Source organism: Pseudomonas sp. p1(2021b), assembly GCF_020151015.1.
GTDB classification, from domain to species: Bacteria; Pseudomonadota; Gammaproteobacteria; order Pseudomonadales; family Pseudomonadaceae; genus Aquipseudomonas; species Aquipseudomonas putida_K.
Genome location: NZ_CP083747.1, coordinates 97,457 through 115,606 on the forward strand (window position 1 = coordinate 97,457; position 18,150 = coordinate 115,606).

General features: G+C 56.0%; 18 protein-coding genes. 12 read left to right on the top strand and 6 right to left on the bottom strand.

The window, feature by feature from the left end:
- The first annotated feature begins 6 nt into the window (after window positions 1–6).
- The gene (locus tag K8374_RS24900) at window positions 7–402 is read left to right on the top strand and encodes a hypothetical protein (protein ID WP_023383774.1); all 396 of its coding nucleotides are present in this window, start codon (window positions 7–9) and stop codon (window positions 400–402) included.
- A gap of 40 nt (window positions 403–442) precedes the next feature.
- Here the strand turns inward: K8374_RS24900 and K8374_RS24905 are convergent, their stop codons facing one another.
- Together K8374_RS24905 and K8374_RS24910 are read right to left on the bottom strand one after the other, a co-directional pair.
- Window positions 443–823, bottom strand: coding sequence for a hypothetical protein (locus tag K8374_RS24905; RefSeq protein ID WP_023383775.1), 381 nt, complete (start codon window positions 821–823; stop codon window positions 443–445).
- Window positions 824–903: 80 nt separating this feature from the next.
- Window positions 904–1,800: a recombination-associated protein RdgC gene (locus K8374_RS24910; protein ID WP_023383776.1), complete on the bottom strand. Its 897-nt coding sequence runs from the start codon at window positions 1,798–1,800 to the stop codon at window positions 904–906.
- A 122-nt stretch (window positions 1,801–1,922) separates the two neighbouring features.
- Between K8374_RS24910 and ligA the strand changes: the two genes are divergently transcribed.
- From ligA to K8374_RS24925, 3 genes are all read left to right on the top strand, one after another.
- Window positions 1,923–3,929 carry an NAD-dependent DNA ligase LigA gene (gene ligA, locus K8374_RS24915; protein ID WP_060495169.1) on the top strand — a complete coding sequence of 669 codons (2,007 nt, stop codon included), beginning with the start codon at window positions 1,923–1,925 and terminating at the stop codon, window positions 3,927–3,929.
- A gap of 60 nt (window positions 3,930–3,989) precedes the next feature.
- A complete protein-coding gene (locus tag K8374_RS24920) occupies window positions 3,990–5,057 on the top strand; it encodes a toprim domain-containing protein (protein ID WP_023383778.1) in 1,068 nt (355 codons plus the stop codon).
- 142 nt (window positions 5,058–5,199) lie between these two features.
- Window positions 5,200–5,736: a YcbK family protein gene (locus tag K8374_RS24925; RefSeq protein WP_054893915.1), complete on the top strand. Its 537-nt coding sequence runs from the start codon at window positions 5,200–5,202 to the stop codon at window positions 5,734–5,736.
- Between the two features lie 46 nt (window positions 5,737–5,782).
- On the opposite strand, the gene K8374_RS24930 is transcribed toward K8374_RS24925, so the two are convergent.
- The 4 genes from K8374_RS24930 to K8374_RS24945 form a co-directional block, all read right to left on the bottom strand.
- The gene (locus tag K8374_RS24930; RefSeq protein WP_023383780.1) at window positions 5,783–6,688 is read right to left on the bottom strand and encodes a hypothetical protein; all 906 of its coding nucleotides are present in this window, start codon (window positions 6,686–6,688) and stop codon (window positions 5,783–5,785) included.
- A gap of 11 nt (window positions 6,689–6,699) precedes the next feature.
- Window positions 6,700–7,974 (bottom strand): hypothetical protein, encoded by a 1,275-nt coding sequence (locus K8374_RS24935; protein WP_054893914.1) that lies wholly within the window; start codon window positions 7,972–7,974, stop codon window positions 6,700–6,702.
- Window positions 7,967–9,727, bottom strand: a complete 1,761-nt coding sequence (locus K8374_RS24940; RefSeq protein ID WP_054893913.1) for a type IV secretory system conjugative DNA transfer family protein — start codon at window positions 9,725–9,727, stop codon at window positions 7,967–7,969. Before K8374_RS24940 ends, K8374_RS24935 begins: the two co-directional genes overlap by 8 nt.
- A gap of 64 nt (window positions 9,728–9,791) precedes the next feature.
- Window positions 9,792–10,664 (bottom strand): hypothetical protein, encoded by an 873-nt coding sequence (locus K8374_RS24945; RefSeq protein ID WP_054893912.1) that lies wholly within the window; start codon window positions 10,662–10,664, stop codon window positions 9,792–9,794.
- 222 nt (window positions 10,665–10,886) lie between these two features.
- Between K8374_RS24945 and K8374_RS24950 the strand changes: the two genes are divergently transcribed.
- From K8374_RS24950 to traC, 8 genes are all read left to right on the top strand, one after another.
- Entirely contained in the window at window positions 10,887–11,498 is a 612-nt protein-coding gene (locus K8374_RS24950) for an OmpA family protein (RefSeq protein WP_054893911.1), read from the top strand.
- A complete protein-coding gene (gene traL / locus K8374_RS24955; protein ID WP_054893910.1) occupies window positions 11,495–11,779 on the top strand; it encodes a type IV conjugative transfer system protein TraL in 285 nt (94 codons plus the stop codon). The genes K8374_RS24950 and traL overlap by 4 nt, the downstream gene beginning before the upstream one ends.
- 58 nt (window positions 11,780–11,837) lie before the next feature.
- Window positions 11,838–12,470: a TraE/TraK family type IV conjugative transfer system protein gene (locus K8374_RS24960; RefSeq protein ID WP_023383786.1), complete on the top strand. Its 633-nt coding sequence runs from the start codon at window positions 11,838–11,840 to the stop codon at window positions 12,468–12,470.
- Window positions 12,467–13,312, top strand: a complete 846-nt coding sequence (locus K8374_RS24965; protein ID WP_054893909.1) for a type-F conjugative transfer system secretin TraK — start codon at window positions 12,467–12,469, stop codon at window positions 13,310–13,312. The genes K8374_RS24960 and K8374_RS24965 overlap by 4 nt, the downstream gene beginning before the upstream one ends.
- Before the next feature lie 2 nt (window positions 13,313–13,314).
- A complete protein-coding gene (locus K8374_RS24970; protein WP_054893908.1) occupies window positions 13,315–14,517 on the top strand; it encodes a TraB/VirB10 family protein in 1,203 nt (400 codons plus the stop codon).
- Between the two features lie 14 nt (window positions 14,518–14,531).
- Window positions 14,532–15,140, top strand: coding sequence for a type IV conjugative transfer system lipoprotein TraV (gene traV, locus K8374_RS24975; RefSeq protein WP_082412207.1), 609 nt, complete (start codon window positions 14,532–14,534; stop codon window positions 15,138–15,140).
- Between the two features lie 19 nt (window positions 15,141–15,159).
- Complete coding sequence (gene traA / locus K8374_RS24980; protein ID WP_054893907.1) at window positions 15,160–15,501, top strand: TraA family conjugative transfer protein; 342 nt, start codon at window positions 15,160–15,162, stop codon at window positions 15,499–15,501.
- Between the two features lie 112 nt (window positions 15,502–15,613).
- Entirely contained in the window at window positions 15,614–18,046 is a 2,433-nt protein-coding gene (traC, locus tag K8374_RS24985; RefSeq protein ID WP_054893906.1) for a type IV secretion system protein TraC, read from the top strand.
- The last annotated feature ends 104 nt before the right edge of the window (window positions 18,047–18,150 follow it).

Consider the following 18,150-nt stretch of genomic DNA (forward strand, 5'->3'; position numbering starts at 1 on the left):
GAAACTATGCAAACTGAACTGACCACCATTGCTTGGGAGCCTGGCTTCCAACTGAACCTGAGCTCCTGGGCTGATTTGGAGATTGCGAAGCGTCGTGGAGAAAGCCCAGGCGAACTATCAGCATGCGCTTTGAATTCCTGCATCTTCTACCTAGGCGCCTATGTCATGACTCGCGACCTGGTCGCACACGTCGAAAAGGGCATCACCTGGAACGCGCAGGTTTATGAGGCATGGAACTATGGCCGCTGCCAAGAAATTCACAAAATCTGCCGAGGGCTTGCACCATCAGATGCCGACGCCCTGTTGCATGCTAGTGGGTATGCGGACGTCAGCCTGGATGAGCTCAGCGACGCCTCGGACGAAGCAGTCCAAGAGGCATGGGCCGCGCTGTACGGCGAGTAATAAAAACCCGGCCTCAGGAGAGGCCGGGTGCTGTAAAACGTTAATCAGCTTGAGCCAAGCGCCCAGAACCGAATGCCACACGACGGGCCACTGCATTCCATTCCTGCACAGTAACCAGCATGCTGGAGCGGGCCTTCTCGTGACCGTTTACTGTCTGGCGATACTGCAAGCGCACAAAGCCAGGCGTGACACTTGGATACCCTTCGAGCTCATACACGTTACGAAAACCGTCAACATCGATGTTGCTGGCGGTGTAGATCTGCGAGAAGAACATCCTGTAATAACCGGCCTTTGCCAGCATCACAGCAATTTCGCAGAGCAGTTTCAAGCGCATGCAGCACGCGGTGATGAACAGTACGAGTTCAAGCGACAGAGCTTGAGCCTTACGTTTGCAAACATCGGTGTCGATAGTCAGTTTCATGGTCATTCTCCCGGGTTGAGTGGCTAAGCCTTGCGTTTGCCTAGTACCCGGTAATGCACATCACGCGACTACAAATCGGATTATCCCTGTGCGGCCTCCTCACCGCCGAGCGCTTCCATGAGAGCGGGTACGAGCTTTGCCAGCACGCCGGCGTAAGTCAGAAACATCGCGCCGAATGCAGCCTCCTCTTCCTCCTCATCGGGAATCTCTTTGTTCACGTTTTCGAGGAAAACAATGCGCTTGAGTGTCGACTTGTCAGTCAGCACGAAGGACACCTCTTCATTGAACGTCATGGCCAACCGTACGGGGCGCCGACCTTCGAGGAGGTGCTGTCGGATCTCCTCGCGCTCCAGGCTGATCGAGGCGTAGCCCACCTTAGATTTTTCAAGGTCCAGCCCCTGCAGGTTGACCTCACGGTCGACCGTGAATTCGTCGGGGGATTCGTTGTTCATCAACCAGGTGGCCATCGCAGAGGAGGGGTCCATCGAGGTTCGAATCAGTGATGCAGGGATATCGATGGCGTCATGTATTTGAGTGACGACATCATCGGCTTTCGCCGGTGAGCCACAGTCGATGCCGATCAGGCCCGCCGAAGTATCGATCCACACCTTCTCAGTGCTCTGTGACTCGAATGCCCTGGGCAAGAGCTCGATAAACGCCTCTTCCTTCATCGCCTTGAGCTGGTCCCGGCTCGGCTTGTAGCCCTTCTCGGAGAGCATCTTGGCCGCCTTCTTCGCCACGTGTCGCTGCAATACAGGCTCGGGTACCTTCTTTTCTTCAAAGCACAGATTTAGCAGGATCTGCTTCTGCACCTCGAACACGAGGCCACCGCCAACCCGGGGCTCCACCCAACCCTGGGTTTTGATGACGCTACCCGTACAGGGAGTGAATGCCCTTTTTTCCAGACGTTTCGCAAGCTCGGCCGTAGACAAGCTCCAGGGCTCAGTAATCCGGTAGAGGTGAAGGTTCGAAAACATGATGCAACTCACTCCTGGCCGGCTTACCGCCAGCACAATTTGGCGCACGAAAAAGAAACATGTACGCATAATACTGGCAGATTTATAATCATGCACACACCTATCCTGCCAGTGGAAAAACCATGTCTGAATTCGCCCAGGTTGAGCAACGCCTTCTTCAACTCCGTGCAGAGGTCGCTGGACACATGGATGCGTACCACCGACTCGATGCCCCGACGATCCCGGACGGAGAATTCAACCTCCTGTTTCGTGAACTGGAGCAACTGGAAGCTGCGTATCCAGATCTGGCTACCGCTGACTCACCAACGCAGCGGGTCGGTGGCCGGGTTCTGGAAGAGTTCCTCCAAGCACAACACGATGTCCCAATGCTGTCGCTCAAAGACGCCATGAACGAGGAAGAGGCCCGGGCATTTGCAAGCTCTGTGGTGGATGAGCTGTCACAGCCGGCGGACATCGAGTTCACCGCTGAACTGAAGTACGACGGCTTAGCGCTTTCGGCTCGATACTTGGCTGGCGTCCTGGTTCGCGCAGTCACCTGCGGGGATGGAACGACCGGTGAGGATGTAACGGCACAGGCCAAAACCATCCTGAACTTGCCCCTGACCCTACCAGCGGCCACTGATCTGGAGGTTCGTGGCGAGGTTGTCATACTCAATAGCGATTTTAAGATCGTGAATGAGCGCCTCAAGAGCCAGGGCTTGAAGACCCTCGCCAACCCCCGCAACGCCGCCGCCGGCAGCATGCGCCAGCTGGACCCCAAAGTAACTGCGTCCAGGAGACTGTCTTTCTACGCGTATGGCGCCCAAGAGCTCGACGGCACCCCTGCGTTCAAGGCAACCAAACAGTGGAAGATCATTGAGGGCTTGCTGGAGCTCGGATTCAGCATTGCCCCGGAAACGACCGTGGTCCACGGCTGGGATGGCATCAAAGGGTTCTACGATGCGGTGGGTGCGAATCGCCACAACCTCCCAGTAGCCATCGACGGCGTCGTATTCAAGGTCAACTCCCTCGCCGACCAAGAACGCCTTGGCTGGAACAATCGCACCCCCCGATTCGCCATTGCGTCCAAGTACCCAGCAGAGGAGGCCGTCTCCGTCGTCGAAGACATTGTGGTGCAGATCGGCCGAACGGGGCCTGCGACCCCTGTGGCAAAGCTCAAGCCTGTGCGCGTCGGTGGCGTAGTGGTATCCAGCGCCAACCTCCACAACGCCGATCAGATCGAGGCCAAGGGTATCAAGGTCGGTAGCACCGTCATCGTTCGCCGAGCGGGCGATGTGGTACCGGAGATCGTTCGGACAGTGCCCTCGATCGGCGATAAGACCCTCTCCCACTATGTGATGCCGACAGAGTGCCCGTCATGTGGTAGCCCCCTCGTTCGCCTGCAGGGCGCCGTCGAGCTGCATTGCCCAGGTGGCATTAAATGCCCGGCACAGAAGCAGGGCAAGATCGCTCACTTCGCGTCTCGGCTGGGAATGAACATCGACAACCTGGGCGACAAGTCGGTCTCAACTCTGATCGCCGCCGGCCTGATCAGCATGCCTTCCGACTTGTACAGTCTGAACGACAAGGTCATCGCACCGCTCCCCGGGTTTGGGCCGGTCTCAGCGAAGAACCTGGTCGCGGGCATTGAGGGCTCGAAAGCTCCGGACCTTCCGCGATTCATTTTCTCGCTGGGGATCGAGGGTGTCGGCGAGGCCACCAGCAAAGCTCTGGCGGCGCAGTTCGGGTCCTGGTCAGCATTCCGCGCAGCGACTTACGCGCAACTGCTGGCCATCGCGGATGTTGGGGATGGTACCGCCACCAACATCACCCGATTCTTCGAGGATTCTACTCTCGGTGCTGAGGCAGATCGGCTGGCCACGATCACCACACCCAACGACTTCGCTGCCATCGGCGGGGCCTCGCTGAAAGGGAAGGTTGTCGTCCTCACCGGCACTTTTCCAACCCTCAGCAGAGAGGCTGCCAAAGCTCTGGTCGAAGGAGCCGGGGGGAAGGTCTCAAGCAAGGTTTCAAGCAAAACCAGCTTCGTCGTTGCCGGCGAGGCAGCAGGCTCGAAACTCGAAGCCGCCAAGGACCTGGACATCGATGTGTGGGATGAAGCCCGGCTATTGGCCGCCGCCGCGGGCTGAGTATTACAGGCCGGCGTGAAGCATCACAGAGCATTAAGATTTCATCTGGAGAACCAGAAAATGTCAGTAACTAATGGACCATACAAGCGCGATGCTAATGGAGTCGCCTATGAAGTCGACTTTGAGTATGTGCGAGATAACGTCCCGCTCGACTGGTTCTTCGAGCACATGCTCGGTGCGAAAGCGAGACCATCAGCAGGTGCAATTCGGTACAACATCTGTCCAAACCCTGAATGCGGAGCTTCTTCCGTTCACTCGGTGAAGATCAGCGTGAAAAACGGCGGGTGGCTCTGCTACTCGTGCGGTGAGCAAGGTGACGTGGTCGCTGCGGCGGCATTTTACTGGGGGAAATCTCATCGGGAGGCAGGTCTTGACCTGATGGGCGCCGATGTTGAGCTGCTGAAGCACTATGTTCCGCCCAAGCCCATGGACGCGATCCAACGCGATGACAGTGCTCTTGCGCTGGTATTGCAACGCGTCGCCGAAGCTTGCAGTTATCCCTCGAAAGATGCCCTGAAGTACTTTGCTGGCCGGGGTATATCTGAGGATGTAGCCCGGGAAGCTTGCAACCGAGGCATCCTCATCACAATCCCGAACAACCCGATGGAAGCCAAGGGGTTCTTGACTGAAGTCGCAGGGCAGGAACTGATGGTGAAAGCGGGCCTGTGGAACCCCGAAAAAAAGGCGCCAGCCTGTGCATTTCGGCCACTGTGGTTTCGGTCGCAATCGCACTGTGCTGCTGAGTTTAGGCTCATGCGTGAACCCAAAGAAGGGGAGAAGAAGGCCATGCGGTACGGCGGAAAATCTCCTTGGATCTGGGAAGGCTCTGAAAGTGAGTTCATGATCGTCGAAGGTCCGATCGACATGTTATCAGCCGTCGAAATGGGGTCGAAAAGGACGATCTTCGCGCTTCCTGGTTGCGAGAATTGGGAGCCTGAATGGTTCAACATGATGGCCAAGAAGAACGTGCTTCAGGCGCTCGATCCTGATAAGCCGGGCTTCAAGGCTGCAGAGAACCTCAAGCCAGTGCTAGTGGCTCTTGAAGCCAACCTTGGCACCTTCAATCCACCCAACCGGGTCGGCGACTTAAACGAGCAGCTCAAGCACATGCGTGGCCTCCTAAACTAACCCACCAAACCCGGCTCTCGCAGCCGGGTTTTTTTGGCTTGTTACAATGCGACCCCGGGGAGTGCGTCGGTAGATTCATAACGCGTACACATACATCAATACGGGTGATAAAATCACCGCTCAGAGAAGTGGAGCCCCCCTTTTGGACCGTCGAACATTCCTGCAATATGCCCTCGGCTTGGCCGCTTCCTCAACTCCGCTGCTCTCAAGCGCCAGCACCTTCTGGGATCAACCCAGACGTCTCTGGCTGAAGCGTGAGATCAAACCCGGGCAGTGGGAGGAGGTCGACAAGGTCTATTACCAGAACGGTCGACTCGATTGGTCCGGCTATGACCCCGTGTGCCGACTGATGCGCGATGTTCACACGGGCAAGGCTGTGCAGATGAGCCCTGTGCTCCTGGACGTCGCAGGAATTCAAGGTTGGTTCAAAATTCACGGGATAACGAAGCCCATCATCGTGCTTTCAGGGTATCGCGAAGAGTCGACCAACAAGAAGGTGGGTGGCAAAAAGCACTCTGCGCACCTAAGAGGTGGCGCTTGCGACCTCACAGTGCCAGGCGTACCGGTAGACTACCTTCGACGACTAGCCCTATATCTTGAGGGCGGCGGCGTGGGCGTTTACCCAGGCCGGAACTTCATTCACGTAGACGATGGAAATTTGAGGGTCTGGCGGGGATAGTACCAGGCTCTCGCTCGATGAAGAGCCTGGCTGCCCCCGATCATGCTTAGAACATGCTGGACCAGGAGATCTGGTTGACGAGGGGCTTGTGAGGGAGCAAGGCCAGGTCCACGGCCCTCAGTGCTGGGTTACGGCCGGTGAGGTACCAGCAATCATTTTGCTGACTCAGCATGTATCGATCACACAGCCGCTCCAAAGCCGAACGATAGGCCTCTGTGACATTGCCGCCGGATGCGAGTGCCAGCAGGTCAGCCGATCGAATGCCAGGCTGCCCCCACGCTACCCGAGCAAGATCGTACCCTTCATCACCGGCCAGGATGAAGATCTCATCCGCAACAGCTTCTGGCACGGGGTCGATCATGAAAGGAAACTCGACCGGGAACACGTACCAGCGACGCCAGAACTCGTAGTGGATCCGCAGACGAATGACGTCCTTGCGAGCTCCAAGCACCTCACAGCACTTATCAAATGCCCAGTCGCCAAGGGTAGGCCCGAACACCCATTGGGCAGCTGTCACATACACATCGGTCGGCAGTTTCTTCGCGAACAAAGCCTCGACGTTGGCCTTAATGATGCGAAACGCGAGACGCGTTACGCCGTCCTCGAAATCCTCTTCATCAAGCCGGCGCAGCTCATCCTTCTTCAGTTTTCGTCTTTGCGCTCCAAGGTTCGATAGATTATTGAGTGCGGCGAGCCCAAGTTCTTCAGCAAAAGGATATGACTCGACCACAGTTTCGTCAGTCCCCAGAAAATCCACTTGAGCATCGTCTGCAGCGTTATCAAGATCGAAGGCGTCAAGACCTTCGAAAAGATTGGCGCTATCAAAGCTCTCAAGCCAGTTACGAACATCGCCAGGATCAGAAAGACCGCCAGAATCGTCAGATAGAAGCTCAGATCCGAAGACATCATTTTCTTCCTCGTTGCCCAGGGGCATATCAGTGAATTCGTTCATTGGCACCACCCTTAAACCGGAACTGTTTGCGTGAATTGATCTGCGCCAGCCATTCGGGCATGCTGGCGCCTGGCCGGCCATCTGATGTCGGCCGCTGTGGCGAACCTCACTTCACCAGGGGTGGCCACACTCGCCCAGGTCACCTGGTGCTCGCCGGAAACAATCGCGTAGTCGGTGGTGCCCATCGACAAGAGTTTTTGCATCACATCCCCTGTGCCCTGGGCTTGCTCAGGCTCCGTAGGCAACAGCTGCGAATAGACCTGCGCTGCCGACTCGGATTGAGGTTTGAACAGAACCAGGTTGCGAGCTCGACTCAGGCAGGCCTCGCGCAGATCCAGAGACTCACGCCCAAGATCGTCGAGCGAACCAGCTGCAACCCATACGCTCATCACCTGCTCAGTCTGTGGCGAGAGCAGCTGCTCGATGCTCGGGTCATTGCAACCACCTGGATCGGTGAACACAGCCAGCGCAGTGGGTGCACCAGGCTCACCGATCGACCGCAGAACAGCATCCGCCAGATTCGAGATCACGATGCGGCGGAGATTGGACGCCGCCTGGCCTCGGCCGATGTAGGGAATTGCGAGATACACGATCTTTCGTGTTACCAGCGCCTCGTGCAGCACGACGTCAGGCTGGTAGCTGTTGAACACTTCACCCGCTCTACCGGCGCCGAGCATGCACATGCTCCCAGCGAGGCCCGAGAAGCGTCCTTTCAGCTTTACCGCACAGATGTCGCCAACATCATCCTGAAAGGCCTTGCAGGCCTGCTGCAGGGCTCCCAGCTGCACTGAACGAGGGTATGCAGTGGCCATGTGTTCGATCAGCGCTGAAATAGCGTCAGGCTTCATCACGAACATACCCAGATCAAGGTACGAGTAGGGCAGGCCAGCGAGCTGCAGCGAGGACACAATCGCCCGAACAAGAGCTGCGGTTGGGGTTGAATCGTGACCTGCCGTCGCATCCTGATCCGCGAGGAAATTCAAGACATGGCTCGCGACCTTGGTAGGAGCTGTGTGCAGCACCGGGTTGTAGGTATGGCTCAAGGCGGGACTACCAGGATTCACGATGAGCAGATCAGCTCCCCGGCCAACTGCAGTGCTGGCGCCGATCATCGCTCCCAAAAGTGATTCATCGACCGATGAGCCGACCACGAAGACCGCAGCGCCGGCTGCAATGCGTCGCTGAATCACCTCCCTGATCAGTTGCCCCTGGCCCTCAGTGCTCTCATCGAGCACAAGGGTATGCCCGGGCACAACATGAGCGCCCTTAGGTTCTACGTTACTCATCTCTCAGCTGCTCCTGTTGTTTCTTCCGCCCACCAGTGGGCAGCCCGCTGCCACCCAGGTACTTGTCACTATTCTTGAAGAAGTCCGCACCCTTAACGGACGGCCTGCGGAAGTGGTTGATTCGAATAGGGCCGATTTCTTTCTGCAGCTTTCTGTCGATGCTGATCATCGGCACCCGGACGTTGAAGATCTGGTCTCCGCCGTACTGGATGATGCATTCCCCCTTACCGAGCGCTTTGAGGTCATCCGGCGAGACCTTGTACTCCTCCTGCTCTCGCTCACCGACCGATATGCCGGCGGCAGCACCGGTGCCACCCTCTGGCGCCACATTGAGAAGGGGGGTGCTACTGCTTTCGTTCTGCGTACCGCTCAATGACTTCGTGATACCGATTTTCATGCCGATGAGGTCTGCACACTCAACGGCCGTGGCCTGGGTACCGATCTTGAAAAAGATCTTGGTCCAGGTGTTACCGATGACCATCTCTTTGAAGTCAGGAGAAACCACATCCAGGTTGGCCAAGGTCTGGGCTGCGGGGAACAGTGCCATCTGCGCGCTGCGCCCCTGTTCAAAGGGGCGTGCTAGCGACTGAACGGCGTAACTGCCCAGCTCATCCATGAAATTGAAATGCGGGGGGTTAGGCCGGTCCTCTTCAGGCAGCGCCTGGATCCACGAGATAGCCGTACGCAGGTCGCCCAGGAACATCTTGCCGAAGTTGGAGGCGGCTTCGTTTTTACCCATCGTCGGGAGAGCGACGTAGATGATCTTCTTCGCCCGGATTGCTTCGAACAGGTCGATCTCGGGGGCGTAGGTGTTCATCACGTCACCGAATTTCCCCGTACCGAACAAGTACATCCGGCCGGCAAGACCGCCGAACGTTTCCTTCATCCGCTTGATGTCAACCACGTTCTCCATGCCCGGCTTTCCGCCGATCTTGTATTGCTCAAGGAACAGGGAGAAGTTCTTGGTCGCCGGGTTGTGAGGCTGGGTCTTCTTGAGCAGGGTTTCCAGTTCCTCGATCGCTTTGTGGTTCATCAACAGGATCGTGAAGTCGATGAAGTTGTAAGCGAGGCCAGCAGCTTGCATTGCCGCTACGAGGGTGGTGATGCCTTGGTTCGCCGACTGTTTGTAGTGGTCAGCGCCAGGGTTATTCTCGGTAGAGGGAATGATGGACAGGATGCGGGCGGCGATCTCATCAGGGTCACCCCTGAGGATGGGGTTGTATGTATTGCTGAGTGATGGGTTACCCGGGTTCAGAATCAGCAGATCCTGCTCGCGGCCCGCCCAGACGCAGTACTGGTAGATCGTTTGAATGTCGTCCGCATTCATCTTACCGTCGATGAACGTCAGGCCGCCGCCACGCTGGATCTGCTGGAACATCATCAGTTTGCCCAATACGGTTTTACCTACACCGGACTGGCCCAGGATAAATCCATGCCGCATGAAGTCTTCATCAGGGACACGTACAGGCTGTCCCGTGTCGGTAGTGAAGCCAAGCAGCAAGCCATCTCCGTGCGCCAGATCGGTAGCCGAGCGGATATTGATCTTCGACTCAAGGAGGAGCTGGTTCTTCCAGAAATCAAAGACACGGTTGCCCACGTACGCCGCACCCGCAGCCCCCATGGCGAGGGGGAGGGTGGCCGGCACAGAGCTGAAAAAAGGCGATGTCAGAAGTCCACCAGCACCGATCGAACTCAGTGCCAGGGTGTCTTTGAAGCCACCGATTTTCGAGCGAAGTATCTGATCCATACTCATGGAGGTGAGCCTTAAGCTACGCACAAAAAAACCCGAGCACCATGAGGCGCCCGGGTTGTGGGGGTTAGAGGAAAACGCTCGACTCGGAAGCCTGCGCATTGTCTTTCTCTGCTGCGGGTAAGCGCAGCAGCGGCGATTGCAAAAGCGTTTGGATTTCCATCTGCGACAGGAGCTTGTCCTGCTCGATGGTGGTCCGAACGCCTGGCACGTCCTTTACGGTCTGCCCGGTTTGAGCAATTTGATCCAGCTGATCCTTGTACTTCTGGTACCGAGATTTCTCTGGCGGTTGCGTCGATGTCTGCTGTTGGGTATCTGATTGAACAGTCTCAGCTGCACCTGTTGTGCCTCCAACTGATTCGTTTACCTGACCATGCTGGGCTTCCTCGCGGAGACCCTCGACATATTTGGTGTCATCGAATTTGCCAGTGAAGACATCGGCACTGAAGCCAAGCAACGAAAGGCATTTTGAAGTTGCGTCTGTGAGACTTTTCTTGGCGTGATCCTCATCACTACTGATGATTCCGTAGGAATCTCGCGTGATGTAGGTGGTAGCGCCGAACTGCTTCACTGAACCGCGGAATCCCTGTTGCAGGTACCACAGCTCAACGTACACCTTGTGAATGACTTCTTTACCAACGACCTGGCCATCCACAACGAACGGTTTCCCGTCCACGTACGCTTCACTGATCAGCTCGACACCCCAGCCAAGGCCAAAAGGTCCGAAAACCTCAGTAGCACGCTTGATCTGATAGATGGGCGCGATCGCGGTCCCCTGGAAACCACCCTTGTTGAAGGACTTGGTCTCATCAGGATTGGTCTTCTCAACCTTGTTCCACACCTGCAGGCCAATAGAAGCCGCGGCCTGGCCCTGGCTGGCCCACAGCGATTCGCCGTTGGCCGAGCTTTGGTGGGTTGCTGCGTCTGTTCTGGTTTGCATTTTTGACTCCTACGACTCTGCAAAGAGGGAATACCTAATGCAGGGGTATGAAGCACAGCTGCTGATAAGGTGGTGGGGCTAGACCGCGAAATCGCCAAAAGCGTTTGCAATACGTAACACGTCGCTATATTTTAGGCGCCACAAGAGGACGGTTGCAACAAAAAGCCAACTATCTGTATTATCGCTACGTGTTATTTAGCATTCCAAACCAACGAGTATTCTATGATCACCTTGAACAGAGCCATTCTGCTTGCGTCGCTTGCGCTCTCAGCAAGCACCGCGGGTGCCGTTGATGTGCGACAGGTAGTGGTTCCAGACAGCTACGGCGTTGCGATTGAGCCCGCGCATGCAGGGCACGCGCTTGTTGAATCCATTCGCGACACCCAGAAGAAAGCCGAATCTCCGGTCTGGACGGTGACTGAGCCAGCCAGGCCTCGGGCCCTGATGCCGGCAGAAGAGGCTCTGCTCGATGCAGAAGATGCAAAGATCGCCGAGGAGGCCCGTCACACGCGGACCACGCTCTACTTTGACTTCGACAAGAGCATGCCTACGGGCTGGTGGCCGCTGACCAACGTCATCGCTGACGCACTTCGCGTCGGCAGCACCATCACCCTGATCGGTTATGCGGACGAAGTGGGCGAGGCGATTTACAACCAGCGCCTGTCCGAGAACCGCGCCATCGAAGCTGCGCGTTACCTGGTTCGGCACGGTGTTAAGAAGAAAAACATCAAGGTTTACGGCCGGGGCAAGCGTGACCCTGTATCTAGCTCCGATAGCTCGATGAACCGTCGGGTCGAGGTCGACATCGTTAAAGCTGCGGGGAAACCTCTGTGAAGGAGATCGATATCCCGCGCTACGTTGACAGTCAGACGCAATTACTTTTTTGGGAAATCGATGAGGCTGCGATCTTCATTGGCTGCCTGGGCGCAGGTATCGCACTGGGGGGCTGGGCAACCATCGCTTCCCTCGCCGGCGGCTGGTACGCAGTAAAGCGGTTTAAGCGTTTCAAGAGCGGTGCACTGGACGGCATTCTGCATCACCTCTGCTACGAGGCAGGCGTCATGGGGCTGAATAAACACTACGACGACTCTTCGAAGCGCGACTACTTCTACTAAAGCTTTCGAACGACTTTATTTGTACGCGTTATGTATTCGATAGCGCTTTGAGGCCGCAATGAAGATCAAGAAAATGCAGAACACGATGGAAGGGCTGAAAAGTCTCAGAAACTTCCAGACCTTGTCGATCGCGTGCCTTTCGGTATCGGTTCTGCTGCTCACTTTCAACCAAATGGGGCAGCACGAAACCACACGTTTGGTGCCGCCGAACCTGGACAAGGCCGTGAAGGTTGGCTGGAACAACGCGGACGACGAGTACATCAAGTCCTTTGGCCTTTATGCCTCGACTTTGATGGGCAATGTCACGCCCAAGAACGTGAATTTCATTGCCGACTCTGTTAGCGCCTTCGTTGATCCGAAGATCTACGCAGACGTGCGCAAGAAGATGTTCGTGTTGGCCAACGACCCCGTGTTCGCAACGAATGCTGGTTCTGTGTCCTGGAACGCCACTGACATCAGCTACGAGAAGGAGACGAAGAAGGTTTTCATTCTCGGTTCGATGGAGTCTCGCAGCGCAACCGGCAAGCCCAAACCGGACTACCAAGTGGTCGAGTACGTCATCGAGATGCGTGCGGGCCGCCCTTGGATCACGGGTATGGACCACTACCCAGGCAGCACCCCAAAAACACTCAAGTGGCTTCAGTCTCACCCGCCTAAGCCAGCAGAACCAACCAAGGAGGCGCTTCAGTGAAACGCTCAGCCATTGCTCTAATCGTGCTGGCCACCATCCATGCATCCATCTCATGGGCTGATGGGATGGCGGAAGTAAAATTGCCGCCTGTTCCTACGGCAGCAAAACGAGTCAAACCTGTCGAAGCGCAGCCTCTGCCTGGCTTGGGCGTTATGCCTGGCGCCGAATCTGATTCGCGCACCCAGGTAGTTCGCGTGAGCTCGGACCGTAACGAAGTTATTTACGTTTCGAACATCTTGCCGAACCGGATTTCCACTCCGTTCGCTTCGCCTAAAGCAGTCGACCAGCAACCTGATGATTTGGATATCAGTACGATCGGTCAATCGCTTTATGCGACGATGAAGACGAAGGATAAGCCAGTCGCACTGTACGTGACTGGTTCTAATCCAAACGACCCGGTCATTTCTTTGACCCTGATTCCGAAGGAGCTCCCACAGCAGACCATTACGCTGCAACTGGACAAGCCGATGGTGGAAACTGGCGGTCATGCGTCCGAGAACCAGGCGCCCGACAGCAACAACTACACCGATACTATTCGTTACGTGTTGCGAGAAGCAGCTCTCGGCAAAACCCCTGAAGGCTTCAGTGAAGGTCTGTTGCCTGCGTCGGCCGCGAACATTGGCAACGTAATTGCCTATCCAAAAGTTCGTTACTCCGGCCCAGAGTACGATATTTATCGTTACAGCCTGCAAGGAACGTCCAAAACCGACGTCGATCTTGATGAAGGTACGTTCTACAGCGATGGTGTCCGCGCTGTGTCTTTCTTCCCGACAGCCACCCTACGTGCCGGCATGACCACTGATGTGTTCATCGTCTCTGATAAGTCGGCTACGGGGAATTAAGCATGGCTATCAAAGACCAGCTGAAAGATAAGTGGCAAGATCTTAGCCCAGGCGTTCGATCGACAATTGCAATTATTGGCCTTTTAGGCTTCTTGATGATTGTCGGCTCTGTAATTGTTGGCAATGACAAGCCCAAGAACAATACGAAAACCGAAGGCACTTCCGACACCAAGCTGCTCTTGCCTCGTGGAGATAATAATACTCCTGAGCAGATCATGGCTAAATTGGCTTTACAGGACAAACGTTTTAAAGAGATCGGCCAATCGCTCAAGCAGATGGAGCAAGATCGCAAAGATGATCGCCTACGCGCCCTTGAAGAAGAACGACTGCGGGGGCAACGGCCTGACCCTGTTACCCAGGACACGCTTCGCGAGCTGAAGCGCTTGGGTGATCGGATGGACAAACTGGAGCTTAGCAAGGGCGGTACCGCTCCAGCTCTGAATGCTGCGTTGCCAGGCTATGAAAGCGCAGCTGGCACTGGTGAAGCCCTGCAAGAGCCGAAACCGAAGGTAGCAACCCTGCGGGTCACTGGCGGTACCCAAACGGCCCGGAATGAGGCCCCGAAGCAGGCAGAGAAGCCGACCCCGGCGATGCCAGCCGGTTCGTTCTTCGAAGGTGTGCTGCTGAACGGTATGGACGCGCCAACCAGCTCCACAACGCAGAAAAACCCTGTGCCGACGACCATGCGAATCAAGTCTGACGCCGTACTGCCAAACAAGTACAGCGTCGATGTTAAAGAATGTTTTGCGCTCGCTTCTGGCTACGGTGTTCTTTCCAGTGAGCGCGCTATGCTCCGGACAGAATCTTTCTCTTGCGTACGCAAAGACGGAAAGATCATCGAAGGGAAGATGGAAGGTTACATCGTTGGCGAGGACGGGCGGGTCGGTATGCGTGGTCGACTCGTGTCCAAGCAGGGCCAGATGATTGCCAAAACTTTGGTTGCCGGCGGTCTCTCGGGCCTCGCACAGGGCATGACACCACAAACAATCCCGCAGTTGAGCCTGGGTGACAGCAGCACCACTCAAACCCAAAGCGCTGACACATCGACCATTCTGCAAACTGGTGTTGCTAAAGGGTTCTCTACTTCCGCGAATGAAATTGCCAAATTCTACATGGAGATGGCTCGCGAAATGACTCCGGTAGTTGAGATCGACGCCGGCCGCAAAGTTACGATCATGCTGGTGAAAGGGATCGAACTGAAATGATGAAAGGTAATCATATGAAACGTACTGCATTAGTCGCAGCGCTGTTGCCTATTGCTCTTCTGAGTGGTTGTTCGTCCTGGTTGAATACCGCCGGCGATGACGAGTTCTCATGCCCAGGCATGCCGCAAGGCATCATTTGTAAGTCGCCAATGGCTGTTTACAAGTCCACAGAACAGAGCCCAGCGCTGACCGACAGCGATATGCCAATTGGTCAGAAGGCACCGAACGTAAAGTACGGTGACGACATGGGAAAGACTGCCGGCTCTGAGCATAACCTCAAGGTATCCAATGGTGTGCCAGGGCCAGCTGTTGCGGATCTTGCTCGACCGGTTCGAGTTCCAGCCCAAGTCATGCGCATCTGGATCGCTCCGTGGATCGACAGCAAGGACGATTTGCACTTTCCGTCCTACCTCTTTACCGAGATTCAGCCACGCACTTGGTCGTTCGGAAAATCCGAATACTCAGGCCAAGGCATGGTTGTTCCTCACCTTGAGTTAACCGCTGTACCGCCAGTCAATGTTGCCGCCCCTAAATCGGAAAACGTTGCTGCAGAACCAACCAATTACGGACCGCAAGTTACGTCGTCCGCAATCCCATCCACAACTGACATCAATCTGAACTGATAACACTGGGAGCTACACAATGACCGCACAAATCGCACAAATCGAAACCACCGCAGTAGCCGCTGCTCCATTCAAGAAAATCGACAAACGTGCCCTGGTGAGCATGGCTGTGGTCGGTCTGGCTGTCGCCGTCGACGTGACCGCCGGCGCCGACTCCACCTTCAACGAGATCGTCATCAGCCTCGACGGTTGGATGACCGGCTCCCTCGGTAAGGTCTTTGCCCTGGGTGCCCTCGGTACCGGCCTGGCAATCGGCGTGGTCAAGCAATCGGTCATGGCCGTTGTGACCGGCGTAGCCGTAGCGCTCTCTGCAAGCGTTGGCCCAGGCGTACTGACCAACATCTTCACCGCAACGCTGTAACGCCCCTCAAGGCGCACTAGGTCGCTAGTGCGCCTTTTCAACTGGCTCTGCCTGCGGGTTGCCCTCCAGGCCTTCCAAGCCTACTCAACCACCACATATGGCGAACAGTGAAATGGCAGCTTCGAAAGCGACGCTCAAAGGGGATAGAACATCCACCCCTCAAAAAAAACTCAATGTCAGGGCTATCGACCCCGACTCAAAAGTATTCTTTTGCTCCGACGGGAATGAACATTACCTCGGGGCATGTTTTGTATCTGACGCCCTGACAGGCGCCAGCTCCTCGACCGTCGACAAGCTTCAGTCTGCCCTGAGCATGAACTTCGCGGCAGGCACCTACATTCAGATCGCAATGCTTGAAAGCCCCGATGTCGGCGAATACATCGATGCCTATTTGAACAGCAAGCCAGCGCTGAACCCGATTCTCAAGGCTCTCTCACGCCAGCACGCCAACCTGATTAACGGTGGCGTTGATAATCCGCTGGTTCAGCGGAGTGGTGTGATGCTGAATCGTCAGCGCGTCATCGTGACCGTGAAGTTCCCTTGCCGCACCGATAGCCCCGATGACGCAGACATCGCGGCGACGAAAGAATCGGCCGACCGGGTCACGGAAGCGCTCAAAGCAGCGTCGCTGAATCTGTTCCAGCTCGATGCAGTTGGCTATCTGGTGCTCATGCGAATCCTCACGAAGCTGTGGGATGCTCCTCGGTCGCACTACGATGAAGATCAACTGATCAAGGACCAGGTCTACTACCCTGGCGACTCCATCAACTACGATGACCCGTCGACCATCAATTTCAATGACGGCGCCCACTATGCGAAAGCGCTGAGTGTCAAACACTTCCCTCAGAAAACCAGCCTCGCAATCATGAACCACATGATCGGCGACCCGAACGGGCTTTCGAACCAGATCACCGACCCGTACTACATGGTGCTGACCATCCACTACCCTGACCAGGTCGTGAAGAAGGACGAAGTCAAGCAAACGTCCTCGATCATCAACCACCAGGTCTTTGGGCCCACAGCTCACCTGATACCCATCCTCAGCTACAAGAAAAAGGGCATCGACACCCTGGTTCATGAGATCGACGGCAAGGGTGCGATCATCGTTGAGGTGAACTTTACGATTTTCCTGTTCTCGCGTGACAAGCAGCGCCTGAACAAGTTGTCCGCGGGCCTGCAGGCTTACTACACCTCTCTGGCTTTCGAGCTCCGGGAAGACAGGCGCATCCTTGAAGCTCTCTGGAACAACCTGCTGCCACTCAATACGTCCAATGAAGGCGTCAAGAACCTCTATCGCTTCCATACGATGGCAGTGCGACATGCCTGTCAGTTCCTACCGATACTCGGCGAATGGACAGGTAGCGGCATGGGTGGGGCAATGCTGCTGCTCACGCGCCGTGGCCAGCCTGCTTTGGTTGATCTGTACGAGTCGAGTACCAACTACAGCGGGATCATTTTTGCTGAGGCCGGCGCTGGCAAGTCGTTCTTCACACAGAAAATCGCCGCCGACTACCTCGCTGCAGGCGCAAAATTGTGGGTGATCGACGCCGGCCGGAGTTACCTGAAGCTGTGCAAGATGGTTGGTGGCGAATTCATCGAGTTCAAGCCTGAGTCGGATGTATGCCTGAACCCGTTCACGCATGTTGAAGACTTGCACGAGGAAATGGACATCCTCAAAGCCACCATCGCCAAAATGGCCGCACCGGAGGACACGCTTAACGATTACCAGCTGTCCCGTGTCGAGCAGGCCATTACCAGTACCTGGGAGAAGTTCGGCAACGCCGCAAATATCACCGCTGTTGCAGACTGGTTCATCAATCAATCGGATGACGAAGAGTGCCGGCGCTTGGGCCGCCAGCTGTTCCCGTTTGCCGGTGGTCAGTACACCAAATGGTTCGATGGTGAGAACAACCTGGACATGAGCAACGCGTTCATCTGCATGGAGCTGAGCGATCTGAAGGGGCGCCCAGCTCTTCAGCAGGTGGTCCTCCTGCAGTTGATCTCGCGCATCAACCACGACATGTACAAGGCGCAGCTGGGTGAGCGAGGCCGGAAGAAAATCCTCATCGTCGATGAGGCCTGGGAGATGCTCGACGATCCAATGATGGCCAAGGCCATGGTTGCTGCTTACCGCAAAGCGCGGAAAGAAGATGGTGCGGTGCTGGTAGTAACGCAGGCTATTGGCGACGTCTATGCGTCGAAAAACACCGAGGCAATCGCCGCAAACTCGGCCTGGCAGTTCATCCTGCAGCAGAAGTCCGAATCGATCGACTCGGCCATCGACAGCAAGCAGTTCAAGATCGAACCTTACGGGGCTCACATGCTGAAGACGGTACACACCATGCCCGGCAAGTACAGCGAGATTATGGTCAAGCGTAGCGAAACCGATTGGGGCATCGTGCGCCTTGTTGTGGATGAGTTCCACAACGTGACGTTCTCCTCGAAAGGGGCAGCCCGCAACGAGATTCTTGATGATCTTGACCGTGGGGTCGATGCGGTAGAGGCAGTGAACAATTACATGGCCCGCCAGAGCTCTGCGGCGTAATCAGGCCAGCAAGCAGTCAGCACCTGCACCATCACCACCACTGCAATAAAAAGCCCGGCCATGCGCCGGGCTTTTTATTGCGGCAAACTGATACTGTTGTCGTA